The 23,971-nt window shown below is 63.5% G+C and carries 24 protein-coding genes; 9 read left to right on the forward strand and 15 right to left on the reverse strand.

The window, feature by feature from the left end; genetic code table 11:
• Positions 1 to 95 precede the first annotated feature (95 nt).
• Together K0M74_RS16300 and K0M74_RS16305 are read left to right on the forward strand one after the other, a co-directional pair.
• Entirely contained in the window at positions 96 to 1,745 is a 1,650-nt protein-coding gene (locus K0M74_RS16300; protein WP_293974831.1) for a long-chain-fatty-acid--CoA ligase, read from the forward strand.
• Positions 1,735 to 3,744, forward strand: a complete 2,010-nt coding sequence (locus tag K0M74_RS16305; RefSeq protein WP_293974834.1) for an alpha-glucosidase — start codon at positions 1,735 to 1,737, stop codon at positions 3,742 to 3,744. The genes K0M74_RS16300 and K0M74_RS16305 overlap by 11 nt, the downstream gene beginning before the upstream one ends.
• Here K0M74_RS16305 and K0M74_RS16310 read toward each other — a convergent pair.
• A complete protein-coding gene (locus K0M74_RS16310; protein WP_293974837.1) occupies positions 3,690 to 4,607 on the reverse strand; it encodes a LysR family transcriptional regulator in 918 nt (305 codons plus the stop codon). The two genes, K0M74_RS16305 and K0M74_RS16310, sit on opposite strands and share 55 nt — an antisense overlap.
• 65 nt (positions 4,608 to 4,672) lie before the next feature.
• On the opposite strand from K0M74_RS16310, the gene K0M74_RS16315 reads away from it, so the two are divergent.
• Genes K0M74_RS16315 through K0M74_RS16325 form a run of 3 tightly spaced genes read left to right on the forward strand, consistent with a single transcriptional unit; the run spans position 4,673 to position 9,048 of the window.
• The gene (locus K0M74_RS16315; RefSeq protein ID WP_293974840.1) at positions 4,673 to 6,232 is read left to right on the forward strand and encodes a glycerol-3-phosphate dehydrogenase/oxidase; all 1,560 of its coding nucleotides are present in this window, start codon (positions 4,673 to 4,675) and stop codon (positions 6,230 to 6,232) included.
• 1 nt (position 6,233) lies between these two features.
• Positions 6,234 to 7,637: an FAD-binding oxidoreductase gene (locus tag K0M74_RS16320; protein WP_293974843.1), complete on the forward strand. Its 1,404-nt coding sequence runs from the start codon at positions 6,234 to 6,236 to the stop codon at positions 7,635 to 7,637.
• Positions 7,630 to 9,048: an FGGY family carbohydrate kinase gene (locus tag K0M74_RS16325; protein ID WP_293974846.1), complete on the forward strand. Its 1,419-nt coding sequence runs from the start codon at positions 7,630 to 7,632 to the stop codon at positions 9,046 to 9,048. The genes K0M74_RS16320 and K0M74_RS16325 overlap by 8 nt, the downstream gene beginning before the upstream one ends.
• A 5-nt stretch (positions 9,049 to 9,053) precedes the next feature.
• Here K0M74_RS16325 and K0M74_RS16330 read toward each other — a convergent pair whose 3' ends face one another.
• A complete protein-coding gene (locus K0M74_RS16330; protein ID WP_293974849.1) occupies positions 9,054 to 9,893 on the reverse strand; it encodes a hypothetical protein in 840 nt (279 codons plus the stop codon).
• Positions 9,894 to 10,075: 182 nt separating this feature from the next.
• Here K0M74_RS16330 and K0M74_RS16335 point away from each other — a divergent pair, with 182 nt between their 5' ends.
• Together K0M74_RS16335 and K0M74_RS16340 are read left to right on the forward strand one after the other, a co-directional pair.
• The gene (locus K0M74_RS16335) at positions 10,076 to 11,422 is read left to right on the forward strand and encodes an MFS transporter (protein WP_293974852.1); all 1,347 of its coding nucleotides are present in this window, start codon (positions 10,076 to 10,078) and stop codon (positions 11,420 to 11,422) included.
• On the forward strand, positions 11,419 to 12,585 hold the full coding sequence (locus K0M74_RS16340) for an iron-containing alcohol dehydrogenase (protein WP_293974854.1): 1,167 nt from the start codon (positions 11,419 to 11,421) through the stop codon (positions 12,583 to 12,585). Before K0M74_RS16335 ends, K0M74_RS16340 begins: the two co-directional genes overlap by 4 nt.
• A 200-nt stretch (positions 12,586 to 12,785) precedes the next feature.
• On the opposite strand, the gene K0M74_RS16345 is transcribed toward K0M74_RS16340, so the two are convergent.
• The 4 genes from K0M74_RS16345 to K0M74_RS16360 form a co-directional block, all read right to left on the reverse strand.
• The gene (locus K0M74_RS16345) at positions 12,786 to 13,859 is read right to left on the reverse strand and encodes an LLM class flavin-dependent oxidoreductase (protein ID WP_293974857.1); all 1,074 of its coding nucleotides are present in this window, start codon (positions 13,857 to 13,859) and stop codon (positions 12,786 to 12,788) included.
• Positions 13,856 to 14,758, reverse strand: a complete 903-nt coding sequence (locus K0M74_RS16350; protein ID WP_293974860.1) for an aldo/keto reductase — start codon at positions 14,756 to 14,758, stop codon at positions 13,856 to 13,858. Before K0M74_RS16350 ends, K0M74_RS16345 begins: the two co-directional genes overlap by 4 nt.
• A 57-nt stretch (positions 14,759 to 14,815) precedes the next feature.
• Positions 14,816 to 16,069 (reverse strand): MFS transporter, encoded by a 1,254-nt coding sequence (locus tag K0M74_RS16355; RefSeq protein ID WP_293974863.1) that lies wholly within the window; start codon positions 16,067 to 16,069, stop codon positions 14,816 to 14,818.
• Between the two features lie 185 nt (positions 16,070 to 16,254).
• A complete protein-coding gene (locus K0M74_RS16360) occupies positions 16,255 to 17,259 on the reverse strand; it encodes a LacI family DNA-binding transcriptional regulator (protein WP_293974866.1) in 1,005 nt (334 codons plus the stop codon).
• Positions 17,260 to 17,418: 159 nt separating this feature from the next.
• Between K0M74_RS16360 and K0M74_RS16365 the strand changes: the two genes are divergently transcribed.
• Positions 17,419 to 18,519 (forward strand): putative sulfate exporter family transporter, encoded by a 1,101-nt coding sequence (locus tag K0M74_RS16365; protein ID WP_293974869.1) that lies wholly within the window; start codon positions 17,419 to 17,421, stop codon positions 18,517 to 18,519.
• A gap of 123 nt (positions 18,520 to 18,642) precedes the next feature.
• Here the strand turns inward: K0M74_RS16365 and K0M74_RS19910 are convergent, their stop codons facing one another.
• From K0M74_RS19910 to K0M74_RS16400, 9 genes are all read right to left on the reverse strand, one after another.
• Positions 18,643 to 18,861 carry an alpha-hydroxy-acid oxidizing protein gene (locus K0M74_RS19910; protein ID WP_366932690.1) on the reverse strand — a complete coding sequence of 73 codons (219 nt, stop codon included), beginning with the start codon at positions 18,859 to 18,861 and terminating at the stop codon, positions 18,643 to 18,645.
• A complete protein-coding gene (locus K0M74_RS19915) occupies positions 18,759 to 18,971 on the reverse strand; it encodes a hypothetical protein (protein WP_366932686.1) in 213 nt (70 codons plus the stop codon). The genes K0M74_RS19910 and K0M74_RS19915 overlap by 103 nt, the downstream gene beginning before the upstream one ends.
• Positions 18,946 to 19,164, reverse strand: coding sequence for an alpha-hydroxy-acid oxidizing protein (locus tag K0M74_RS19920; RefSeq protein WP_366932687.1), 219 nt, complete (start codon positions 19,162 to 19,164; stop codon positions 18,946 to 18,948). The genes K0M74_RS19915 and K0M74_RS19920 overlap by 26 nt, the downstream gene beginning before the upstream one ends.
• Before the next feature lie 394 nt (positions 19,165 to 19,558).
• On the reverse strand, positions 19,559 to 20,428 hold the full coding sequence (locus K0M74_RS16375; protein WP_293974973.1) for an ROK family protein: 870 nt from the start codon (positions 20,426 to 20,428) through the stop codon (positions 19,559 to 19,561).
• A 4-nt stretch (positions 20,429 to 20,432) separates the two neighbouring features.
• Complete coding sequence (locus K0M74_RS16380; protein ID WP_293974976.1) at positions 20,433 to 21,128, reverse strand: FCD domain-containing protein; 696 nt, start codon at positions 21,126 to 21,128, stop codon at positions 20,433 to 20,435.
• A 5-nt stretch (positions 21,129 to 21,133) separates the two neighbouring features.
• Positions 21,134 to 21,883, reverse strand: coding sequence for an AraC family transcriptional regulator (locus K0M74_RS16385; RefSeq protein WP_293974875.1), 750 nt, complete (start codon positions 21,881 to 21,883; stop codon positions 21,134 to 21,136).
• 169 nt (positions 21,884 to 22,052) lie between these two features.
• Positions 22,053 to 22,535, reverse strand: coding sequence for a hypothetical protein (locus K0M74_RS16390; RefSeq protein WP_293974878.1), 483 nt, complete (start codon positions 22,533 to 22,535; stop codon positions 22,053 to 22,055).
• On the reverse strand, positions 22,535 to 22,906 hold the full coding sequence (locus K0M74_RS16395; protein WP_293974881.1) for a hypothetical protein: 372 nt from the start codon (positions 22,904 to 22,906) through the stop codon (positions 22,535 to 22,537). Before K0M74_RS16395 ends, K0M74_RS16390 begins: the two co-directional genes overlap by 1 nt.
• A gap of 10 nt (positions 22,907 to 22,916) precedes the next feature.
• Entirely contained in the window at positions 22,917 to 23,417 is a 501-nt protein-coding gene (locus tag K0M74_RS16400) for a hemerythrin domain-containing protein (RefSeq protein WP_293974979.1), read from the reverse strand.
• A 93-nt stretch (positions 23,418 to 23,510) separates the two neighbouring features.
• On the opposite strand from K0M74_RS16400, the gene K0M74_RS16405 reads away from it, so the two are divergent.
• Complete coding sequence (locus tag K0M74_RS16405) at positions 23,511 to 23,840, forward strand: diguanylate cyclase (protein ID WP_293974884.1); 330 nt, start codon at positions 23,511 to 23,513, stop codon at positions 23,838 to 23,840.
• Positions 23,841 to 23,971: the final 131 nt, after the last annotated feature.

A 23,971-nucleotide genomic window follows, 5' to 3' on the forward strand; every position in this document is an offset into this window, starting at 1 on the left:
GGCGTCACCGGGGGTATAAAATATAAAATCTCATCTTTGCCGCCGCGGGGCGGTCCACCCCGCGCGGCACTCCCTTCTCGAAAGCGAATGATCCGATGTTCGGGCTGATGCAGGACTGGCCGCTGACCGTCGACCGGATTATCGATCATGGTGCGACATGGGACGGTGACCGGCCGGTTGTCGCGCGCGGCAATGACGGATCCGTTGAGCGTAGCGATTATGCGGCGATCCGATCACGGGCGCGGCGGCTTTCGGCGGCGCTGGCGGGCCTCGGCATCCAGCCCGGCGACCGGGTTGCGACCATGGCGTGGAACAACATCCGCCACCTCGAAAGCTGGTTCGCGATCATGGGTATGGGCGCTGTTTGCCATACACTGAATCCGCGGTTGTTCGCCGATCAGCTGCGATACATCATCGGCCATGCAGCGGATCGCGCTATTCTGGTCGATCCATGCTTCCAAAATCTGCTCGCGGACATTTTATCCGGCATGGCGTGGGACGGCATCGTCGTCGTTTTTGGCAATGAGCATGAAGTTGATCGCGACGCCCTTCCCGGTGCGACATCGTTCGAGACGCTGATTGCCAGCGCGCCCGAAAGCGATGCGCGCTGGGGCTATTTCGACGAACGCGTGGCGTGCGCGCTTTGCTATACAAGCGGCACCACCGGCAATCCGAAAGGCGTCCTCTACTCGCATCGCTCCACGGTGATCCATATGTTGATGACATTGCAGCCCGATGTCTTCGGAATGGGCATCAACGACGTCGCCATGCCGATCGTCCCGATGTATCATGCCAATGCGTGGGGTATGCCGCTCTCGACCCCGGCTGTGGGCTGCAAGCTGGTGCTACCCGGAGCGCATCTCGACGGAGCCTCGCTCCATGAACTGATCGAAAGCGAAGGCGTGACCTTTTCTGCCGCAGTGCCCACGGTGTGGCAGGGATTGCTCCATCATCTAGACATGACGGGTGGCCGGCTGACCAGCCTTCGCCGTGTAATCATCGGCGGCGCGGCGCTACCCGAAAGCCTGATCCGGAGGTTGCACGAGCATGGCGTCGAGGCGGTGCAAGGCTGGGGCATGACCGAGACCTCGCCAATCGGGACACACGGAAAATTGACGCCCGCAATCAAGGAACTTCCGTTCGAACAACAGTTGCCGCAGCGCTTGAAACAGGGACGTCCGCCATTCGGGATCGAGCTAAAGATTGTCGATGATGCAGGCGCGCGGTTACCGCAAGATGGCGTGACCCCGGGGCGGCTGCACGTGCGCGGACCGACGGTGGCAGCGGCATATTTGGGCGGCGCGGACGGAGACATTCTCGACGACGAGGGATTTTTCGATACTGGCGATGTCGCGACGATTGATGTCCATGGCTATATGGCGATCGTCGATCGCGCAAAGGACGTCATCAAGTCGGGCGGGGAGTGGATAAGCTCGATCGAGATCGAGAATATTGCCAGCGGATATCCGAAAATTGCGCATTGCGCGGTGATCGGCGTGCCGCATCCGCGCTGGGACGAAAGGCCGTTGCTGGTCGCGGAACTGCATCCCGGCGAAAGTGCAAGCGATGCGGAATTGCTCGGCTTGCTCGAAGGCAGGATTGCCAAATGGTGGATGCCCGATGCGGTCGCGCTCGTCGACGCGATGCCGCTCGGTGCGACAGGCAAAATCGACAAAAAGGCTTTGCGCGCGCGGTTCGCCACCCCTCACATTGAGAGCGAAAGGATCCTACCCCATGGCGCTTGACGCGCACGATACCGGCTTCGCGCTTCACCTCGGCGGGCGGACCATCCTGACACACAGCGCAGGCGCGCCTTGCTTTTCGGTCGGGCGCGGTGTGCCGCACATCCATGCGAAGCTCGGGCATTTCGATGTTGCGCAGGAGGTGGTCGAACGGATGGCGCTGCGGCATGTCGAAGTCGATGGCGAACACATCCGCTTCGCCGAGGCAGCAGGGTCGGCTTGGTTGCTCGAAGCAACGGTCTCAGGCGATGGCGACAATGCGGAGATCGCTTTGACGGCGCTCGATCCAGGACTCAACCGGCTGTGGCTGCGGGTGCCCGCGGAGGCGGGCGAGCATATCTGGGGCGGCGGCGAGCAATTCTCCTATTTCGACCTGCGCGGCCATCATTTTCCCTTATGGTCGAGCGAGCCTGGGGTCGGACGCGATCCGGCTTCGGCGCTGTTCCAACAGGTCGAGGCGCATCGCAAGGGCGGCGGCGGCAGCTATTCCCATACCAATTACCCGCAGCCGACGTTCGTCAGTTCTCGGCGCTACGCCCTTCATGTCGACAGCTTTGCCTATGCGGCGTTCGATTTCCGAGCGGCCGACTATCACGAAGTCGAAGTTTGGGAAGTTCCCGCCAGGATCGAGCTGTGGGCAAGGCCGCACTTTGCCGATCTCGTGTCGGCGCTGTCGGAGCGTTTCGGGCGCCAGCCGCCGCTGCCCGAATGGCTTCTGAAGGGCGCGGTAATCGGACTTAAAGACGGCGATAACAGTTTTGGGCGGCTCAAGGCCTATGAAGACGCCGGGGTCGCGGTGTCGGGACTGTGGTGCGAGGATTGGGTCGGTCTCCGTATCACCAGCTTCGGCAATCGCCTCTTCTGGGACTGGCAGTGGAATGCCGAGCGCTATCCAGAACTCCCCGTGCGGATCGAGGAGTTGAAAGAGCGCGGTATCCGGTTTCTTGGCTATGTGAACCCCTATCTGGCTGTCGATGGGCCGCTCTATGCCGAAGCGGCGGCAAAGGGATTCATGGTGATGCACCCCAAAAAGGATGAGCCCTATGTCATCGATTTCGGCGAGTTCGACTGCGGGCATGTCGATTTCACCAACCCTGACGCCGCCGCATGGTTTGCCGACACGATCATCGGCGAGAAGATGATCGATTTCGGCCTATCGGGCTGGATGGCCGACTTCGGCGAATATCTGCCCGTAGATGTGCGACTGGCGAATGGCGAGAGCGGGATGACGGCGCACAATCGCTGGCCGGCTTTGTGGGGCGAAGTGAATGCGAAGGGCGTCGCAGGGCGGGGGCAAACCGGCGAGATGATGGTGTTCATGCGATCGGGTGCGGCGGGCGTCCAGCGACATTGCCCGATGCTATGGGCAGGCGACCAGGCGGTGGATTTCAGCCGCCACGACGGGATCGGAACGGTCGTCTGCGCCGCGCTGTCGGCGGGGATGCTGGGCAACGCGCATCATCACAGCGATTGCGGCGGCTATACCAGCTTGTTCGATACCACGCGCGACGCCGAACTGGCGATGCGCTGGGCGGAGATGTCAGCCTTCACCTCGATGATGCGCACGCACGAGGGCAACCGGCCGCGGCAGAATGTCCAATATGACGACGATCCCGAGCTGCTCGCACATTTTGCGAAGATGACGCGTATCTATGCCCATCTGGCTCCCTATCTGCGACGGCTTTCCATCGAGGCCTCGGAAACGGGACTGCCCGTCCAGCGGCCGCTCTTTCTGCATTTCGAGGATGATCCCGAAACCTATGCGATCCAGACGAGCTATCTGCTCGGTCCCGATCTGTTGGTGGCGCCGGTGATCGCGGCGGGGATAAGTGAATGGACGGCCTATCTGCCCGCGGGCGCCCAGTGGGTGCATGTGTGGTCAGGCAAAAGCTATGTGGGCGGAAGCGATGTAACGGTCGCGGCGCCGTTCGGGCAGCCGCCTGTGTTCTATCGCGCAGGTTCGGCGGATGCGGCGTTGCTCGACGGGATTGCCTCGGCCTGAGCCACGCCCTTCAGTACCGCGACAAATGCGGCGACGAGCGCGCTCCGGCTGCGGTTGCGGAGGAGATGGATGGCGTCGCGTGTCACCTCGGACGGGGGAAGCGCGATCATGTGCAGGCCCGAACGGACCGCCAGTGCGCGCGGAACTACGGTGATCGCGCGGCCGCTACGCGCCATGTCGAGGCACGCGGCAGTGGAGTCGAGCTCATAATCGGGGAAGTGTCCAGCGGCGAAGCGGGCCCGGAGAGCGCGCGGGAAATTGCTGCCCGGTGCGGGACGCGGCAGCGCCCAGGGAAAATTGGCGCTGTCGTCCGGCGCTGTTGCGAGCGGATGGTCGGGGGCGCAGACGAGCATCAACGGCTCATGCGGCAGCGGGATGCACAACACTTCATCGGCATGACCCGAGGCGGCGAACTTGGCGCGGTTGCAGACGACGAGGTCGAGGCGGCGGTCAACAAGCGTTTCGAGCAATTGGTCGGACGGACCGCCGGTAATCGTCACGCGTACGCCCGGATGCGCCTCGGCGAAGCGCGCGATCGCGTCGGTAAGCAAGGGTTGCAGCGGATAGGGTCCGCTGCCGACCGCAACGGTGCCGCCGGTCGGATGACCGAGGCCGCGCGCTTCCTGTTCGAGATTCGCCGAAGCGGCGATCACGTCGCGCGCCGCGCGGATCAGCCGGTCGGCGTCGCTTGTGGGGCGCACATAATGGGTCGTGCGGTCGAAGAGCGTGGCGCCCAGTTCCTGTTCGAGCTTCTGGATCGAACGGGTGAGCGCCGATTGCGTGAGACCGAGTTCGTCGGCGGCGCGCGCATAGCTGGCGAGGCGATAGAGAGCGTCGAAATGGCGGAGGCGGCGGAGGTTCATGCCGCGCACCATATCATTCCTGTTTTGCAATACCAATGCTCCGGTCATGTGCGTAGCGTGACCATATGAGCACCACCTCTCTCGACACGCGCGCGCGGCGCCAGATCTTTGCCGAACTGGAAACGCGCGCGTTTGACGTGGCGGTGATCGGCGGCGGGATCACCGGCGCGGGGATCGCGCGCGATGCGGCGATGCGCGGGCTGTCGGTCGCACTGGTCGAGGCCCGCGACTTTGCGAGCGGGACGAGCAGCCGGTCGTCGAAGATGATTCACGGTGGGCTGCGCTATCTGGCGCAAGGCGATATAGCGCTGGTGAAAGAGGCGGCCTCGGAGCGGCAGATCCTACGCCGGATCGCACCGCATCTGACGCGGCTGTCCCCTTTCCTGATCCCGACAACGAACATGGCGATGGCCGCGAAATTGCGGACGGGCCTCTGGACGTTCGAGAAGCTCGGCGGGGTGCCCGAAGCCGAGAAGCATGAAGTGATTGGGCTCGCTGAACTACGACGGCGCGAGCCCTTGATGCGCACCGACAAGCTGAATGGTGCCATACTCTATCCCGAGTTTTTGACTGACGATGCTCGGCTGGTGCTTGCCAACATCCGCAGTGCGCATGCCGCAAGCGCGGTGGTCGTGAACCATGCTGCAGCTTCGGAACTGACGAGCGACGGGCTGGTTGCGACGTCAACGCTTGATGACAATCTGGGCGCAACGATCAAGGCGAAGCTGGTAGTAAATGCCGCCGGGGCGTGGGTCGATCAGGTGCGCGGGCTCGAGGCAGGCGAATGTGATGCCCGAATGTCACTGAGCCGAGGGATTCATCTGGTTTTGCAGCGCGAGCGACTGCCGATCAATTCGACGATCATCATTCGCGCGCCTGACAAGCGCAGCATCTTTGCGGTGCCGCGCGGAGCGTTCACTTATATCGGCACGACCGATGTGTTCCATGACGGCGCCGATTATTGGCCCGCGCCCGCGCGTGAGGACATCGACTATCTGCTGCGCGCGACCGAGTCTGCGCTGCGCGTAGATCCGATCCGGGATGCCGAGATCGTCTCACTATGGTCGGGGGTGCGGCCGTTGATCGCGCAGCCGGGGAAGAAGGCGAGCGAAGTGTCGCGCAAGGACGAGATCTGGACTTCGCCCGGCGAGATGATCTCGATCGCGGGAGGAAAACTCAGCGCGTATCGCGCGATGGCAGAGCGCGTGGTGGATCTGGCCATCGAACGGTTGGGCAGCAGCGCGCGGCCCTGTTCGACCGCAGATGCGCCCCTGCCGGGCGGATCGGGGAGTTTTGGCGACAGCATGAGCCGTCTTGATCCGCGCGCTGCCGAGCGGTTGGCGGGGCTTTATGGTGACGAGGCGAGCGAGATTGTGGACGCGGGCGGCGCTGTCGCCCCCGAGGCAGTGCGAGCGGTAACGCATGAGGGCGCCGCTAAGCTGGAGGATTATTGGGTGCGGCGTAGCGCACGCGCCTGGTTCGATCACGGCGCCGGCCTTGCCGCACTCGCCCCCGCCGCCGACGCCATGGGCGCGCTGCTCGGCTGGGATGACGCCATGAAGGCAGCGCAGATCGCGCATTGCCGACAGATCAACGATGCGAGCCGCAGGCTTTTGGGAGAGTGAAATGCGTTCGATAAACGAAGCCCTTGCCAGCATAATCGGCGCCGATCGCGTCGCTAGCGATGCCGATGCGTTGAATGCGCGGCGATATGACCAATGGGCGGTCAAGCATCTGCGCGACTGGCGCGGCGAGGCGGTGCCCGCGCCGGGCTGCGTCGTGCGGCCGCAGTCGGTAGAGGACGTGCAGAAGGTCGTGAAGCTGGCCGCCGAGAAGCGCTTGCCGCTTATCCCCTATGGCCTTGGCAGCGGAGTGTGCGGCGGGATCGAGCCGTCTCCGCAAGCGATCCTGCTCGATATGAGCGGCATGAAGAGGGTCCGGTATATCCACGGCGACGATCTGCTCGCGAGCTTCGATGCGGGGCTGAACGGAATGGAGGCCGAGGAGACCGTCGCGGCGCACGGGCTGACGATTGGCCACTGGCCGCAATCGATCGCAATCAGCAGCGTCGGCGGCTGGGTAGCAACCCGCGCTTCAGGGCAGTTTTCGACCGCCTATGGCAATATCGAGGATATCATCCACTCGATCGAGGCAGTGCTGCCAAACGGCGAGCTGGTGACACTCGGCAAAGCGGTGCGCGCTGCGGCGGGGCCGGACCTGCGCCACCTGCTCATGGGCGCCGAAGGCACGATGGGGGTGATCACCGGAGTGACCTTCTCGCTCCGCGCCAAGGCGCCGCACCGCGACTACAGCATCTTCTATGCCGACGACATGTGTGCAGGTTTCGAGGCGCAACGACAGATTGTGCGCGCGGACTGGCGCCCGCCGGTGATGCGCCAATATGACGGACGCGAGGTGCGGCGACTGTTTCGCGATCATGCGCGTGACGGCAAAACAATGCTGCTGATGGTGCACGAGGGGCCTAAGGCGCGGGTCGATGCCGAGCTGGCGGCGATGCACGAAATTTGCGTCGCGGCTGGGCTCGAAGCGGGCAATCCCGATGCCGCGAAACAATGGATCGAGCGGCGCAACCATGTCCCGAGCTGGCGCGACATGTTCGACCGAGGCTATGTCGCCGACACGGTCGAGATTTCGGGGCACTGGAGCGAGATCGGGGCGATCTATGACGACAGCATCGCCGCGCTCAATGAAATTCCGGGCGTGATCAATGCCTCGGCGCACAGCAGCCATGTATATCGCTCGGGCATCAATCTCTATTTCAGCTTTGCCGCGACGTTCGAGGACAGTGCCAAGATGGAACCCGCCTATTTCGCCTGCTGGCGCGCAATCATGGAAGCGACCGCCAAACACGGCGGCGGCGTCGCGCATCACCATGGTGCGGGGCGGCTGCGCAAACCTTTTCTGCACCACGATCTGGGCGACAACGGCGTCGCGTTGCTGCGGCAATTGAAGCACTGTCTCGATCCGCAGGGAATCATGAACCCGGGCAATCTGCTACCCGATGCCTGAGTTGCTGCTCGCACTCGATGCGGGCACGACGGGTGCCCGCGCCATGCTGGTTGATCCGGCTGGGACGGTGCTGGGCGTCGATAAAAGACCTATCGCGAGCCACTTCCCTGCTCCGGGCTTGGTCGAGCAGGACCCAGCTGAGGTCTGGAATATCTGCCGCGCGGTGATCGACGGCGCTCTCGCAGCCGCCGGGCGCGGCATCGCCGACGTCGCCGCGATCGGCGTGACGACTCAGCGCGCGAGCATTGTCCTGTGGGACCGCACGACCGGGGAGCCCGTCGCGCCAATGCTGGTCTGGAGCGACTTGCGTGGGATGGAGGAATATAGGTCGCTGCGCGCGCGAGGGTTCACCGCCTGGCCGCAAGTGCCGTCTGCGAAACTTCCCGCCGCCATCGCACTGTCGGGGCGAGACCCCGGCGATCTGCAATGGGGTACACTCGATTGCTGGCTGACTTACAGGCTGAGCGGTGCGCACGTCACCGATGCCTCGGCCGCCTGGCTGACGGGCTATTATGACTATGCCAACGGCGCCGGCTGGGACACGGCATTGCTCGCGCACCAGCGGCTGCCCGCGGCGATGTTTCCGGCCCAGGTCGCAAGCTGGGGCGCGATTGCCCAAAGCGCTCCAGCGGTGCTCGGCGCGCGTGTCCCGATCACCGCGCTGATCGCCGATCAGGAGGCCGCCATGGTCGCGCACGGCGCGCTCGGACGCGGCGAATGGAAGGCGACGTACGGCACGTCGGGGGTGCTAATGGCTGGCACGGGCGACGCGCCGCAGGCGATTCACAACAGCATGCCCGCCGAGGCGCTCGTCTTCGTGGGCGGACGTTCACGCTTCTGCGTCGAGGGAATGGTTATTACCGCCGGCTCGCTAATCGAATGGTTGTGCAACGGGCTCGGGCTGTTTGCCTCGCCGGCAGCGATGGAAGCGGCGGCGGCTTCGGTTGCCGACGCGCGCAACGTCGTGGTGCGGCCCTCGCTTGCCGGAATGGGGGCGCCGCATGGGAAGTTCGAGGCGCGCGGGCTCATTGCGGGACTGAGCTTTGCGGACGGGCCGGGAGAGGTCGCGCGCGCTGCCTTGCAAGGTATTGCTTTCCGTTTTCGGGAGATTGCCGAGGTGATCGCCGCGGCGCTGCCGGTGCCCGAAGCGCTGCCCGTGGCGGGCGGATTGTCGGCGAGCGATACGTTGCTGCAGTTGCAGGCCGACGCGTTGCAACGGCCCGTTCGACGCCATGCGGTGCGCGAGGCGAGCGCTTTTGGCGCGGCTCTCGCAGCGGGGATGGGCGTGGGGTTGCTCGACGAAAGCGATCTCACGACGCTGGCGCGTTACGACGCGGAATTTTTGCCAAAGGTCGGGAGCGACGAAGCCGATGCCGCGTTCGCACGCTGGCAGACTGCCATTGCGCCGTGACGCGCTCAATGGGCTCCGGCGACCTCGCTCCACAGTCCGCGCACAATATCGCGCATTCGCAGCGCTTCTTCCCAACGGTTCGTCATTTCGCGGCCGTCGGGCGCGGTGATCGCATAGGGCGGCGGACCGAGTTCACACATGAACGTCAGCGCGTCGTCCGCCCGCGCCTGTTCGAGCCACAGCTCGAAGCCGCGACGCCACCAGCTTATATGTTGGTTGAGCCAGCCTGCGTGCTGCGGCGCGTCCAGCGCGACCTGCACCTGGTGCGTCGTCGACACGCGGCCGTGGAAATTATGACTTCCTTGGAGGATGGTTTCTATGGCGCCAAGCTGATCGTCACGGAGCGGCAGTTCCATCTCACCCGCGACGGTATAGTGGGACAGGTCGGCGGTAAGCGGCAGACCGGGGCGCTCTTCGAGCAATTGCAGCGTGAAAAGCAGGTCGTTGGTAAGGCGACCACGGTGGGTTTCGAACCAAATAGGAAGCGTCGCGTCTTTTGCAGCCGCGACGAGACTATCGACCAGGCGGAGCGCGGCCTTAAAGTCAGCGGTCGGTCCAGCGATCTGCACGTTGAGGTGATGCGCGCCAAGCCGGTGTGCTTCGCCGATCCAGTGGCGGAGTTGATCGGCGTTGGCCACGAGTGCCTGCGCTTCCCACACGAGACCGAGCGGGTTCATCACGCGCGCGACGCCGTCGGTGCGTTCAGTGCGCGCAATGTTCACCCCGACGCCATCGAAGCCCGCCGCGACGACTTGGCCCAGCGCATCGTCCAAGCGATTTTCGATGTCGAAACCGGGGCACTGGTCGAGACCCCAAACCGATTGAAGAACGAGCAATTCAGGCAAAGTCTTTCCTTTCCGACAACGCTGTCATATCGTTTCGGATACGGGAGTCAATCGCTCGCTTTGAGCGTCCCTCGGCATAGCCTCCCGATCGCTCACGCCGCTCCCAACGACGCAGGGCCGCGACTGGCGGGCGCCAGGATCGCGTCCAGACGACAAAACAGAAAAGAATTTGAGAGGATATCATGAGTTACCAAGTTCCCGCCTCGCCGGCGATTTCACCCGCGCTCTCGCCGGCGTCGAAATACTATCGTCGCTACGCGCTGACGGTATTGCTCATCATATACATCCTCAATTTCCTCGACCGGCAGATCGTCGCGATCTTGGCTGAGCCGATCAAAAACGAGCTGCACCTTGCCGATTGGCAATTGGGGGTCATGACCGGCCTTGCCTTTGCACTCTTCTATACGGTGCTCGGCATTCCGATTGCACGTTATGCCGAGACGGGGCATCGGCCGCGGATAATCGCGGTCGCGGCAGGAGTGTGGAGCCTGTTCACGATCGCGTGCGGCTTCGCGCAGAATTTCGTCCAGCTTGTCGCGTGCCGGGTCGGCGTTGGCATTGGCGAAGCGGGTTGCACCCCGCCCGCACACTCGCTGATCACCGATTACACGCCGCGGGAGAAACGCGCGTCCGCGCTCGCCTTTTACGCACTCGGAACTCCGCTCGGGGGGTTGCTCGGGCTGGCGCTCGGCGGGCTGATCGCCGACGCCTATGGCTGGCGGACGGCCTTTCTGTTTGCGGGATTGCCCGGCCTGCTGATGGCGATCATTGCTTGGACGACGCTTCGCGAGCCGCGGGGGCAGCTGCACGCCGACCTCGCCGCGCTCAAGGCATCACGCCCCGATTTCAAGACCGCGATGGCCGAGATTCGTGGCAAGCGGACTTTCTGGCTGATTGCCTTTGCCGCAGCGATCAAAGCGTTCATCGGCTATGGCGCTGCGGCGTTTCTTGCGCCCTTCTTCTTTCGCAACCATGCCGCGGAATTGACCGAAATCGCCGGTGGATTCGGGCTGGGTGTGACCGGCTTTCTGGGGGTAGCGCTGGGCATCGTGCTCGGGCTGACCGGCGCCGTCGGCACCTATTTGGGCGGTTATCTTGCCGACAAATATGGAGCGCGCGATCTGCGTGCCTATGTTTCGATTCCGGCAATTTCCACATTGCTCGGCATTCCCTTCTATATCGCCGGGCTGCTCGTCGATTCTGCCGTCGTCGCCCTCATCCTCTTCGCCTTTCCGCCGATCCTTAACACGCTCTGGTACGGCCCAGGCTATGCCGCGGTGCAAGGCTTGGTCCAGCCGCATACGCGCGCGACCGCGACGGCGGTCCTGTTGTTCATCATAAACCTCATTGGACTCGGATTGGGTCCCCTGGGGGTCGGGGCAGTGAGCGATTTCATCAGCGGGCCGATGGGGCTAGGGTCAGCCGAAGGCGTGCGCTGGTCGTTGCTGCTCTTCATCCTTTTCGGCGCGGTAGCGTCGGGACTGTTCTGGCTGGCGCGGAGTTCGATCCGCGAGGAGATGGTGAGTTGAGTATCGCGAGCATCGCCCTGCCCCGTATCTTCCGTATCGGCGGCGGGGCGTCGAAAGAACTGCCCGACGTGCTGGCGGCGCTGGGGCTGGCGCGGCCGCTGATCGTCAGTGACGGCTGGCTGGCGAGCAGCGGGCGCGTCGCCGAACTGACCGAAGGGCTGGCGGCGGCGGGGATCGCGGCGCGGGTGTTTGCCGATACGGTACCCGATCCGACGGTCGCGTCGATCGACGCGGGCGTGGCATTCCTCCTTGCAGGCAATCATGACTGTGTCGTTGGTTTCGGCGGGGGCAGCCCTCTCGACAGCGCGAAGGCGATTGCACTACTCGGCCGGTTCGGCGGGGCGATGGCCGATTACAAGGCGCCGCATGTGCAGGATACGCCCGGACTGCCGGTCATCGCGATCCCCACCACTGCGGGCACGGGATCGGAGGCGACGCGCTTCACGATCATCACCGACGAGACGAGTGACGAGAAGATGCTGTGCCCCGGTCTCGCCTATCTGCCCATTGCGGCGCTCGTCGATTATGAGCTGACCTTTACCAAGCCGGTGCGGCTGACCGCCGATACCGGAATCGATTCCTTGACGCACGCGATAGAAGCCTATGTGTCGAAACGCGCGAACCCGTTCAGCGACGGCATGGCCTTGCTCGCGATGCGCGCGATTGCGCCGAATTTGCGGCGGGTATGCCGCGATCCGCACGATGGCGCAGCGCGCGAGGCGATGATGTTGGGGGCAACGCAGGCAGGGATCGCTTTCTCGAACAGCTCGGTCGCGCTGGTGCACGGAATGAGCCGGCCGATCGGGGCGCATTTCCACGTCCCGCATGGGCTGTCGAACGCGATGCTGCTGCCGGCGGTGACCGCCTGGTCGGCGCCCGCGGCGCTGAATCGCTATGCCGATTGCGCGCGGGCGATGGGAATTGCCGACGAGGCGGAGGGGGCCCAGTCAGCGGTTGCGCGGCTGGTTGACGAGCTCGCAGCCTTGAACAGCGAGCTAGAAGTGCCGGGACCAGCGGCTTGGGGGATCGACCCAGCGCGTTGGGAGGCGCTGGTCCCCACCATGTGTGTGCAGGCGGCAGCGTCGGGGTCGCCAGCGAACAATCCGCGCGTTCCCGATGCCGAGGAGATGGCGAAACTCTACGCCCAGGTCTGGGCGGGCTGAATTATTTCATGCACGACCGCTATGGCGCTCGCAGTTTGAGTCCGCGGCACCCTGGCCCTATTAGCCAACAGTCAACACCACTGCGGGGATAGCTCGTGGCCATCCCGCTGGAGCAGAAATCCATCTCTGCCCAGTTTGGGTGCTGCGTGGCCAGGCGATGCGCCGCGCTTTCGCGGGGTCATGAGCTTTCTAGCACCTGATTAGAGCTCCAGGGGGCCGTGGCTCATTTTCGGTAACACATGGCGCGCGAACAAGTCCGCCTCGGCGGCGTGCGGGTAACCGGAGAGGATGAACGCTTCGATGCCCATTTCCCGATACCGATGCAGCTTGGCGAGCACCTGATCAGGGTCGCCAACGATAGCAGCACCACAGCCTGAGCGGGCACGGCCGACGCCGGTCCACAAATTGTCCTCAACATAGCCATCGTCGGAGGCTGCTTCACGCAAGGCGACCTGCGCATTGACGCCGAACGATTGCGAGTCGAGCGACTGAGCCTTGATCTCGGCGCCCCTCGCAGCTTCGAGTTTCGAGAGCAGCCGGTCAGCGGCAGTGCGCGCTTCGAATTCGGTATCGCGCACGATCACATGGGCTCGGTAGCCAAATTTGAGCTTGCGCCCGTAGGATGCTGCCCGCGCGCTCATGTCGGCAATGATCTCCTTCACCACCTCTTCGCGGTCAGGCCACATCAGGAAGACGTCACAGCCTTTTGCCGCGGCATCCCGCGCGGCAGGTGAGAGGCCACCAAAGTAGAGCGGCGGCGCCTTGCCCGATACCGTACCGATGCGCGCGGGTTCGAGCTTTAGCTGCCAGAACTCGCCATCATGGTCGAGCGCCTCGCCATTGAGCAGGGTCTTGAGAATATGCATCGCCTCGACCGTACGGCGGTAGCGCGGTTCGGACTCCATCCTCTCTCCCGGCATGTCGGACGAGATAATATTGACCGTCAGGCGGCCGCCGAGGATACGATCGATCGTGGCAATCTGGCGCGCGAGTTGCGGCGGCCAGCTTTCGCCGATACGCACTGCCATCAGCAGGCGGATGCGCTTCACCATCGTTGCAATTGCGGCAGCGAAAGCGGTGGTGTCGATGCCAAGCGCATAGCCCGATGGGAGGAGTATATTGTCGAACCCCAAAGATTCCGCCTGCATCACGATGTCGCGGCAATGCTCCCAGCTCGACTTGAGCATCGGGTCGGGTACACCCAGAAATTCATAGTCGTCGTCGCAAAGCGCCGAGAACCAACTGACTTCGCACGGCGTCGTGGCGGCATTCATGGCAGATTCTCCCCCATCGATGTTTGTAGCAGCGCATACCATTCAGCGCGCGTCCAGCGCGGCACGAAGGCTTGCGGAATATCCTTGATGCGGTCCGGATTTTGGGTGCCGACGATCGGGATCGGGTGTGCAGGATGCGCCATCACCCAGCTATAGGTCGCGGCAGCGCGCGAGACGCCATATTCGGTCGCCTTTGCGTCGAGCAGCGCGGCGATAGCTTGAGCGCGCTCGTCCTTCGGATCGCCGAGACGGCCGCCACCGAGCGGTGACCAGGCGAGAAAGCTCATGCCCTCCCCCATCGTCTGGTCGAAAATGCCGTCGAAGAGCGGCGCGAGGTGCAGCGGCGAAAATTCGCTTTGATGGCTGACCAGCGGCACGGGAAGAAATTTGGCGAGCGCGGCGGTCTGCGCAGGGGTAAAGTTCGACACCCCGATCGCGCCGATCTTGCCAGCGCCGTGCGCGTCCTCGAGCGCCCGCGCACTTTCTTGGGGATGGGTGAGCAGATCCGGGCGGTGGATCTGCCATAGCTCAACATGGTCGGTGCGCAGGCGTCGGAGCGAGATGTCGATCGCCGAGGTGAGATAGGGCGCACTGCTGTCATAGGGCACGCCGAGGATGATCCCCCCTTTGGTTGCGAGGACCATGGTGTCGCGCAATCCCGGTGCGTCGGCGAAGACGTCGCCCAGCAGAGCCTCCGCCGAGCCGAAGCCACCCGGGGTGTCGCAGCCGTAAATGTCGGCGGTGTCGAACAAGGTAACGCCAGCCTCGAACGCGGCATCGATGCGCGCGCGCGCGGTCGCGACATCGACCCCGGCGAAGCGCCACATACCCCAGGCAATGGGTGTGACGGCGTGGCCAGCGAGGGTCACCGAAGCGGGAGGGAGAAGAAAATCTGACATCGCTGTCATATACTCCAAGATTTGGCGAGAGGAAAGTGGGTTTATTGCGGCAGCCGATTAATGTGCCAGCACCGGCGCCGCGTCGCCATCCTCCGCCTCGTCCACCGCAACGATACGAGGCAGGATGAGGTGGATCGCGGCGAGCGCGGCAAGATAAGTGAAGGCGCAAACGAGCATCATCGGCAGATAGCCGCGGCCGGTATCGAGCGACCAGCCAGCAAACTCGATCATCGCCATTCCCGACAGATTACCGGCAAAGGCGCCGATGCCGATCGCCGATCCGACGATCCTTGCCGGAAAGACGTCGGTGGTGAGGCCGAAGATATTGGTCGAGAAGCCTTGATGCGCGAAAAGCGCGAGGCCGAGGATCATCGCGGCGACCCACGCGCTATCGACACCGACAAGCAGGGGCACCGGCAGGATCAATAAGGCATAGATCAGCATCGTCGTTTTGCGCGCCGCGTTGACGGTCCAGCCGCGGCGACCCATCAGGTACGAGGGCAGATACCCCCCGGTGATGCCGCCCAAAGCTGCCATAAAATAGACGAAAGCGACCGGGAGCCCCAGCGTGCCCTGTGTCAATCCAAAGAGACGGTGAAACAGGTCGGGCATGAAAAAGAGCAGGAACCACCACACCTGATCGGTGAGCGCCTTGCCCAGGATGACCGCCCATTGGCGGCGGTCACGAAGCAAGCTGCTCCACGCAATCTTGGGCGCGGCTGCGTCGCGCGCTGCATTTGGCTGTTCGGGAATGCGGACCGCGAGCCAAACCACGACCCACACGAGGCCGAGCCCTCCCGCAATCAAGAAAGTCGCCTGCCACCCCCACATCAACGCCATGACAGGGATCAGCAGCGGCGTCAGGATCGCGCCAACATTGGGCGCGATGCCGCCAAGGCCGAGGACGAAGCTTCGCTCTTTGGCGTTGAAATATGTCGCGGCGGTCTTCACCGCGGCCGGGGTTCCGATCGATTCGGCGGCACCAAGGACTGCGCGCGAAGCGATAAAGCCCGAGACGGTCGTGGCGAAGGCATGCGCCATACCCGCGAGACTCCACACGCCGACACCAATGGCGAAGCCCCAGCGCAATCCGACCTTGTCGATGAACCAACCTGTCCCGAGAAAGGCCAGCGCGGCAGCGAACTGAAAGGCCGAGGCCATGTGGCTGTAGTCGCGGTCACTCCAGTCGAACTCGAGCTGAAGCGTCGGCTTTAGCAGCGCAAGGATCTGGCGATCGACATAATTGAGCACGATGGCGATAAAGACGAGCCCGACCACGAGCCAGCGGCGTTTGTCGGCGATTTGCGCCAAGTGTTTCTCCCCCCGAATCCCTTTTTCTGTTCAAATAAGATAACGCTGTCATACTGCAAAGGACAAGGGCTTTCTTTCGTAGCCGCCCGCACCTGGTCCGCTAACCTGTCCTGTGCCGCTGAAATCGCTCGCACGCGTCGCGAGCAGGAACCCGGATCAAGGTGCGCGGACGAAAAGAGAAGCAGTCAGCCTTGGAGGGCTGCCGTCGACCCGCGCACGATCAGCTTGTGAGGGAGCTGACGTCGTTCCATCGTTTCACCAAATTCGAGCAGCAGGTCGGCGGCAGCGTAACCGAGGTCGCGGATCGGCTGATGGATAGTTGTCAACGCTGGCCAGACGACCTGGGCGAGGTCGGTGTCGTCGAAGCCCGCGACCGAGAGCTGCCTTGGCACCGCAATGCCCATGCGGTGCACGGCAGCGAGCACGCCCGCCGCCATCTCGTCGCTGCTCGCGAAGATTGCGGTCGGCGGCTGGTCGAGCGCTAGAAGTGCTTCGGCCGCAGCTATTCCCGACTGGAAATCGAATTGCCCGGGAAAGACCAGCGATGCGTCAAAGCCGATTCCCGCGCGCTGTAGTGCCTGCCGATATCCGGTCAATCGCTGACCGCTTGCGAAGTAATTGCCGTGCCCGGTAACAAAGCCGATGCGGCGATGACCGAGCGAGATCAGATAGGCGGTCATATCGTCGGCCGCCTGCACATTGTCGATATAAACCGCCGACGTTGCCGTCAAATCAGTGCCTGGCTGGACGCGAACGACCGGAATCTTACGGCGAAAAAGTTCGGCGAGCGCGGTGCCGACGTCGGTCACCGGCGGGGTCATGATGATACCGTCGAGCTGCGCCTGATCGATCAGCGCGCCGATATCATCGACGAGCCCGGGCGAATTGATGTCACACGGCTGGACGATCATGCGAAAGTCGGCTTCGCGGCAGCGCTGCCCGACGCCGGCCTGCATGTTGAAGATATAATAGGGGCTCGGATTGTCGTGGATCAGCCCGATCTGGAACGAGCGCTTTCCAGCGAGCGTGCGCGCCGCCTGGCTGGGGTGATAGTTGAGACGCGCGACCGCTTCTTCGACCCTTTGCCGCATGTCGTCGCTGACATAGCGTTCCTTGTTAAGCACGCGCGAAACGGTCTTGATCGACACGCCTGCGACGCGTGAGACATCCTTTATCGTCGCGCGGGTCATGCGCGCTTGCGCTCCGCACCCGGCCGGCAAATCATCGTCACGGCTGCGCATCTCCCCCATTCGCCCTGCTGACCATCACTGTCTGCTTAGGCGTGTCGCCCTCTCTTGGGCAAGAGAGGGCTTGCACGCTTTCGCTGCTTCACGATATGGCACCAGCTTATGACAGCGCTAGACAGAAACGACCTGACTGCGATGCGGCACGCGCATTGGAACGACTTGCCCAGCAGCGGCGACCTATTCGGCGAACTGCACCATGCCCAGGCCGCGGCGGGTGCAACGCCGAAGGACAGCCTTTTTCCTGGTTTGGCCGCCTGCGCTGTCGCATCGGCCGCCGCCGCATGGTTGTCCGACCATTATGGATTTCCGATCATCCTGCTAGGCCTGCTTGTCGGGCTGGCGCTTAGTTTCATTTCGACCAACCAGGCGACGCACCGCGGGCTCGACTTCGCCTCGCGCACATTTCTGCGCGTCGGGATCGTAGTGCTCGGGCTGCAAGTCACGTTCCATCAGATAGCAGTCCTCGGGCCAGTGCCGTTCGTCGCGCTGATCCTCATCATGACGGTAACGATTGGCGCCGGATTTGCGGGGGCGCGGATCTCGGGTCAGTCGTCTTACGTCGGACTGCTTGCGGGCGGCGCGACCGCGATCTGTGGCGCCAGCGCGGCGCTAGCACTTTATGGCGTGATCGGGCGGCAGCGATTGTCGCAAGCCCAGTTCGCATTGACCCTGGTCGGCGTCTCGCTCGCAAGCGCGCTGGCGATGACAATTTATCCGCTGCTCGCCGCGAAGTTCGGGTTGAGCGATGCACAAGCGGGTTTCTTGATCGGCGCCTCGATCCATGATGTCGCGCAAGCGATTGGCGCCGGCTATGCTTTCTCCGATACGGCGGGCGCGAGTGCGACAGTCGTCAAACTCGCACGGGTGGCGCTGATTGCGCCCATCGTCGCACTGGTCAGCCTGCTGCTTAAGCCCGATGATGGGAGCGGCACGCGTATCTGGCGCCGCTTGGCCCTACCTTGGTTCATCGTTGCTTTTTTTGCCATGGTGACGCTGAACAGCTCGGTGGCGATGCCCGAAGCGGTCCGCGGCGCCGCGCTCACGGCATCGAAGGCACTGCTGTTGCTCGCGGTGACCGCGACCGCTATGCGCACCCGGATGGACCTGCTGCTCGAAATGGGGTGGCGCGCAACCGTGCCGGTGGCAATGGCTACGCTGACAAGTTTCGTGATGTCACTAATTCTTGTGCTGGCAATCCTCTAGCCTTACAATCTGGCGCCAGGGTGGGGCATCGCCACAAAAGGGCCATTCGCAGTCAGACTTGCAGAGTTGAGGTTCGAAGCCCAAAGCGGACGCATTCCTCAATATCGATGCGGATCCCATGTATTATGGCACAATTCTCATCGATTTGACGGGAGCCCGAAAGCTGCTGGGTTTCGAGCGAAACTGCGAAATATGAGCGACATCGTTGGCGGTAATTTCCGCGATGCGGATACGGCCCATCAGGCACATGTCACGCTCGACCTCGGTGCGAAAAATCGCCAGCACGCGCGCCACGCCTGCTTCACCGCCCGCCGCCAGACCGTAAAGGCAAGGCCGACCGATCGAGCGTCCGTCGGCGCCAAGCGCGACCGCCTCAAGCGCACGTCGGTGCCGCGGCGCACTCCGCCGTCGGCGATCAATTGGGCGCTAATCTGGATACGGTCGCGGATCACGCGAAGATAGTCGATCGGCGTCGCCGCGGTGTCCAGCTGGCGACCGCGACATGCCCGTCGGCGACAGCATCAGCCGCATTGCGCTCGGGTATCCGAGCAGGTCGGTGCCAGCATCGACGTCGCTCACATCGACGAGCGTGTGCTGCGCAAGCACCCATTCGTCGAACACGGCTCGGTTGCGCGCCAAGGCCACTCGTCGTCGGCACCGCCCTCCAGATAATCACGGATGGGCCGCGGCAGGGCGCGCCCGGCGAGCGCAGCCATATCGGCAATGTTAAAGGCTTTAGCGAGCGAGGCCATTCAGTTGCCTCCGATCGCATTCGCGGCGGCTATTTGCCGTGCGCAGTTTTTCGGGTGAGCTCGGCAAACGACTGCCCCGCCCCAAGCCGGCCCGCTCGCGATCGCAATTGTTGCACGACACTGATTGTCAGCTGTCATTGCGGAAGCATATCACCTGTCCGACCCGTGAGGCTATGCCCGCGGATATGCCGATCGAAGACAGCGGTGTGCCAAACCAATTTCTGGGGGCACGGCCCGCGTGCAATCAAACCCGGGATGCGGATATAGCGCCGCGCGCCTTGGGGCCGTCATGAAGCCCCGGAGGACTGATTCACCACGGTCGACGCCAACGCCAACGAACCGCAAGGCCCAGCGCGTTCGCCGAGGCCCGGACGAATGATGAAGTCTTCAAAACCAAGCACTTTACCGTAACCCGCCATGCTGTTTCGAAGATGATTGCGGACCAGCCCAAGCAGTTGCGGCTGGCCCATCATAACGCCCCCGCCAATCAGAATGCGTTGCGGCAGGGTTGTCAGCACGAGATTGTGACACAGCATCGCGACTGCGTGCGCGGCGTGGTTCCAGGCGTCGTCGTCGGGTGGGATCTCCCTGCTGTCCTTACCCGTCCGCGCCCCAATCGCGGGGCCACTCGCCAGACCTTCGACGCAGTCGCCGTGATACATGCAGCAGCCTGCGAACAGATCGCCCGCCAGCTTCGGCACCCGCTGATGCCCCGCCTCGCTATGCCCCGCCCCGCGCAAGATTTGGCCTGCGGAAACCGATCCGACACCGACCCCGGTGCCGATCGTGATATAGACCCAACTGTCCAACCCCTGCGCCGCGCCCCAGCGACCTTCGGCCAGCGCCGCACCACTGACGTCGGTGTCGATGGCGAAGGGCACCCCATTCGCGAGCGACGTCAGGTCAACTCCGCTCCATCCGGGCTTGGGCGTCGATAGTATGCTCCCGAAGTTTGCCGATGTGCGATCCAGCTCCAGCGGCCCAAAACTGGCAATGCCCAGCGACTCGAAATCCCATCGATCAAGGGCGCCCGCAATCGCAGCCAATGTCGCCTCGGGACTTGTTGTAGGAATCTCAACCTGCGCGCGTACATCGTCCGGCCCCGTGCCCAACGTGCAAATGCATTTCGTGCCGCCCAGTTCGACGCCCGCCAACATCGGCTCAGAACTGGTCCTTGAGCATTTCGCCGATCGAATTGTTGAAATGGCTGTCCATTGCCGCTTGGGCGCGCAGCGGATCGCGCGCCGCAATCGCCTCGGCGACCTCGCGGTGCAGCGCCAGCGTTTCGTCGCGCTCTTCGCGCGTCGTCCGCCCGGCCCAGGCGCGGGGGATGGCGACCGCCATCAGCTGCTCGAAGGAGCGCACGATCTGCAGGAACAGCTGGTTGCCGCTGGCCGCCGCGATTGTCTGGTGAAAGCGAGTATCCGCCGCAGTCCGCGCCGCCTCGTCATGCTCGACCGACAGCCCGTGCGCAGCGGTCAGGATCGCCTGCGCCTGTTCCTTGCCGCGGTGGATCGCCGCCAGCTCGGCGGTACGCAATTCGAGCGTCCGGCGCACCTCCCACACTTCGGCGAGCGACACTTGCGCGGTGTTGACCGCATGGCCCATCGACGCAGCCGTCACCGACCCATCGATCGCGGCGACGCGCGGCTTGCGGCCTTTGTCGACATCGACGAGGCGCAGCGCGGTGAGCGCGCCGAACGCCTCGCGCATTACTGGGCGGCTGACTCCCAGTTGCGTCGCAAAGCTCCGCTCGCCGCGCAGCGTGTCGCCGCCTTTCAAATCATGGCTGCTGATATAGTCGCGCACCGCGTCGACCGCCCGATCGACGAGTGAGCCGCGGCCAAGGTCAATCATCCCGCTCACGCCGCCACCCCCATCCGCCGCATCGCGGTCGGCGCCATGCCGAGCCGCCGCGAAAAGGCGCGCGTGAAGCTGGCGTTGTTGAGGTAGCCGGAGCCATAGCCGATGCTCGCCACCGGCAGGCCGCTCGCCGCCAGCAAGGTCCGCGCCTGCCGCAGTCGCCTTTCGCTCAGCGCCTCGCCAACGCTGCAATGATAGAGTTCGCGAAAGCCACGGGTCAGCTTGTCGCGATTGATCCCGCAACTGCGCGCGATATTGTCGATCGTCAGCTTCTCGTGCCAGCGGGTGTCGACGATCCGCCGCGCCGCGGCGACCCGCGAGATGTCGCTCTCCGATAATCCGGGTTGGCCATCGACCGCCACCAAGCTGCCCGCGCTTAGCGCGGCGAAAAACTGGCACAGCATCTCGATGCTCCGCGCCAGACGCAACGTGTCCGCCGCAGCGGCGTCGCATTCGGGAGCGATAATCGATTGTCCCAGCGCGCGCAGATCCAACGGCAGGTACCAGCGCCAGCCGGGATCAGGCAGTTCGCCAAACAACCGGCGGCAGGCGCCGCGCGACACCGCGAACACCAGCAAATGAGCTTCGCTTTCCAGTTCGCGAAACGCCAGGGTGCGGACCACTGGCTCGCCGACATCACCAAAGCCGATCAGCAGCGCGTCGGGCGGCAGCAGCAGGCGGTCGCACGCGCCGGGACCAACAAAGGCCGTCATTTCGGACGAGACGATAACGCTGTGCTTGATCGGCATGGACGAAACTCCCTCACGGAATCCCACAGACCTATCTTGCAGCTTTGGCAATAGCTGTATGATAGGTTCGGGCGCCCGCCGCATCGCGAGCAAAAACGCAAGGAACGACTGCGCGCTGACGATGAGCCCGACCAGCGCCAACGCCTCGGCCAGCATCGTGAAAGAGACGCTATCGCACTCGGTCATGTAAATCTAAACCGAGGCTACGAAGCGCTGCAAGAGTCGCCTCGACATCTCGATGGTGAACAAAATTCCCGCCCATCGCTTCCCAAAGATGCCGGTGTTTAAGCCTGTCGCCGACAAGGATATCGCCGCGTTGACCGTGGCGCCGTTTGTCAATCGCCATGCAGGTAATGATGCGGGTCCCCGGGAAATGCTCGGCAGCCCAGCGGACCTTCTGCGCCTCGGCCCAGCCGCCGCGCGGACACCCGGTCAAGATCACCGGATCGAGGTGCCGTACGGCCTGGAATAACCGGCGCGCCCCGGGCAGCAGCGGCAAGCTTGCATAAAAGTCGGACGCGCGGGCGAGTTCCCGCCAGAAGGTCGGGAGGCCGCGCCGCTTCTCGAACGCGCGCGGGTGCATGCCGAGGATTTCGCCCGCGCGACTTTCGAAGTCGGCAAGGACGCCATCACAATCGAGGAAAAGCCGCATCAGAACCGCGCAGGAATAAGCTTGATCGCGATCGGCGCTGCTAGCGGGCGCCAACCGCGTTCGGTGAGCAGGACATTGCTTTCGGCCGCCCGGCGCCCTTTGTCACGATCAAGCGACCAGGTGATGTGACAAACGCTCCCGTCGGGACGCTTAGTCCTGCCGTCGATCGCGACAACCAGCGCCTCGAGCCCTTCGCCGTCATCGGCGTGACCGATGACGGCGGCGTCGGCTTGGGGCGGTGGCAGGTCGCGCCGCGACGCCCGTGCATCAAGCGTCACATGATCGGCGACCAGATCGCGCCAGCGCGGCGGGAATATATCGACGAGGAATTCGCGACTTGCGCGATCAAGCTTCCATCCGGTCACGGGCATTGGCAGCTGCTCAAGCTCGGATCGTCGCAAGTTCAGCCGGCGGCAGTCCCGTGCTCTCAGCCTGCGCTTTGAGCTCTTCCTTGCGCGCCAGCATCGCCTGTCCAAGCGCCTTGAGATCGACATCGGCCGCTCGCGCCTGCTGGAACATATTGTCCTGCTGCTTCTCTTCTTCCCTGACGTGATGCTTGATTTCTTCGGACAGTACCGTGACCTTCGCGTCGAAATATTCGTCGTCGGGTCCGGAAGCTTCGATGTCATTGATCAGCACCTTGGCGCCATCATGCTCGACATAGGCTTCCTTCAGCAGGTCGTCGTCGATCTTTCCCTTCAGCGCCGGATAGAAAACTTCTTCTTCGATCTGCGCGTGGATCTTGAGCTCGGTGCAGATCTGCTTCGCAAGCTTTGCCTTTCGATCCGCACTCGAGGCTTTTTCGAACTCTTCAAACAGGTCTTCGACCGTGCGGTGGTCGGCAGCGAGAATATGGGTTGCATCCAAATCAACGCGTTTCATTACAGTCTCCATTTTGGCCCGCCCGCAGTCCCGAAGGAAACGTTCTGAAACCGATGAAGTTGCGTGCGGTGCCAAGTTTGGGCCCATGCGGATGTGCGTGCGCGCTCGCGCCGTGGGACCGAGCGAAGCAAGTTCCCACCGCTTCCCCCAACCCGAGTCCCGCGCCGCTATTTCGGCTTGCGTGTCCACGGGTTCCTCGCGCTTCGGATCATCCGGCAACTTAGCCTTGCTTATGAAATCGGCGACAGCGACGTCCATGTCTCGGTGAGTGTCGGAATCGCGATAGCGCCCGAGCAGGGCGTCGAACTTGAGTGCTTACTCGCTTGCGCTGACGCTGCGCTCTATCGCGCGAAAGCGAGTGGCAAGGCGCGGGCCATCTTTTGCACCCCCGATGAGGCGGCGCTGGTGAATATCGCCGCCTAAGCGAGGGCGCACGGCGTCGGGGACGATCGTCGGGGGCTGGCACGGCAGCGACGGGCCGTAACGGGTCTGGCGCGCGCGCCTTTGGCCGACCCGCGCCTCGCCACGGGATATTTTGCATTTGCTCACTTCGG

It is taken from the genome of Sphingopyxis sp., from assembly GCF_019459305.1.
Taxonomy (GTDB): domain Bacteria; phylum Pseudomonadota; class Alphaproteobacteria; order Sphingomonadales; family Sphingomonadaceae; genus Sphingopyxis.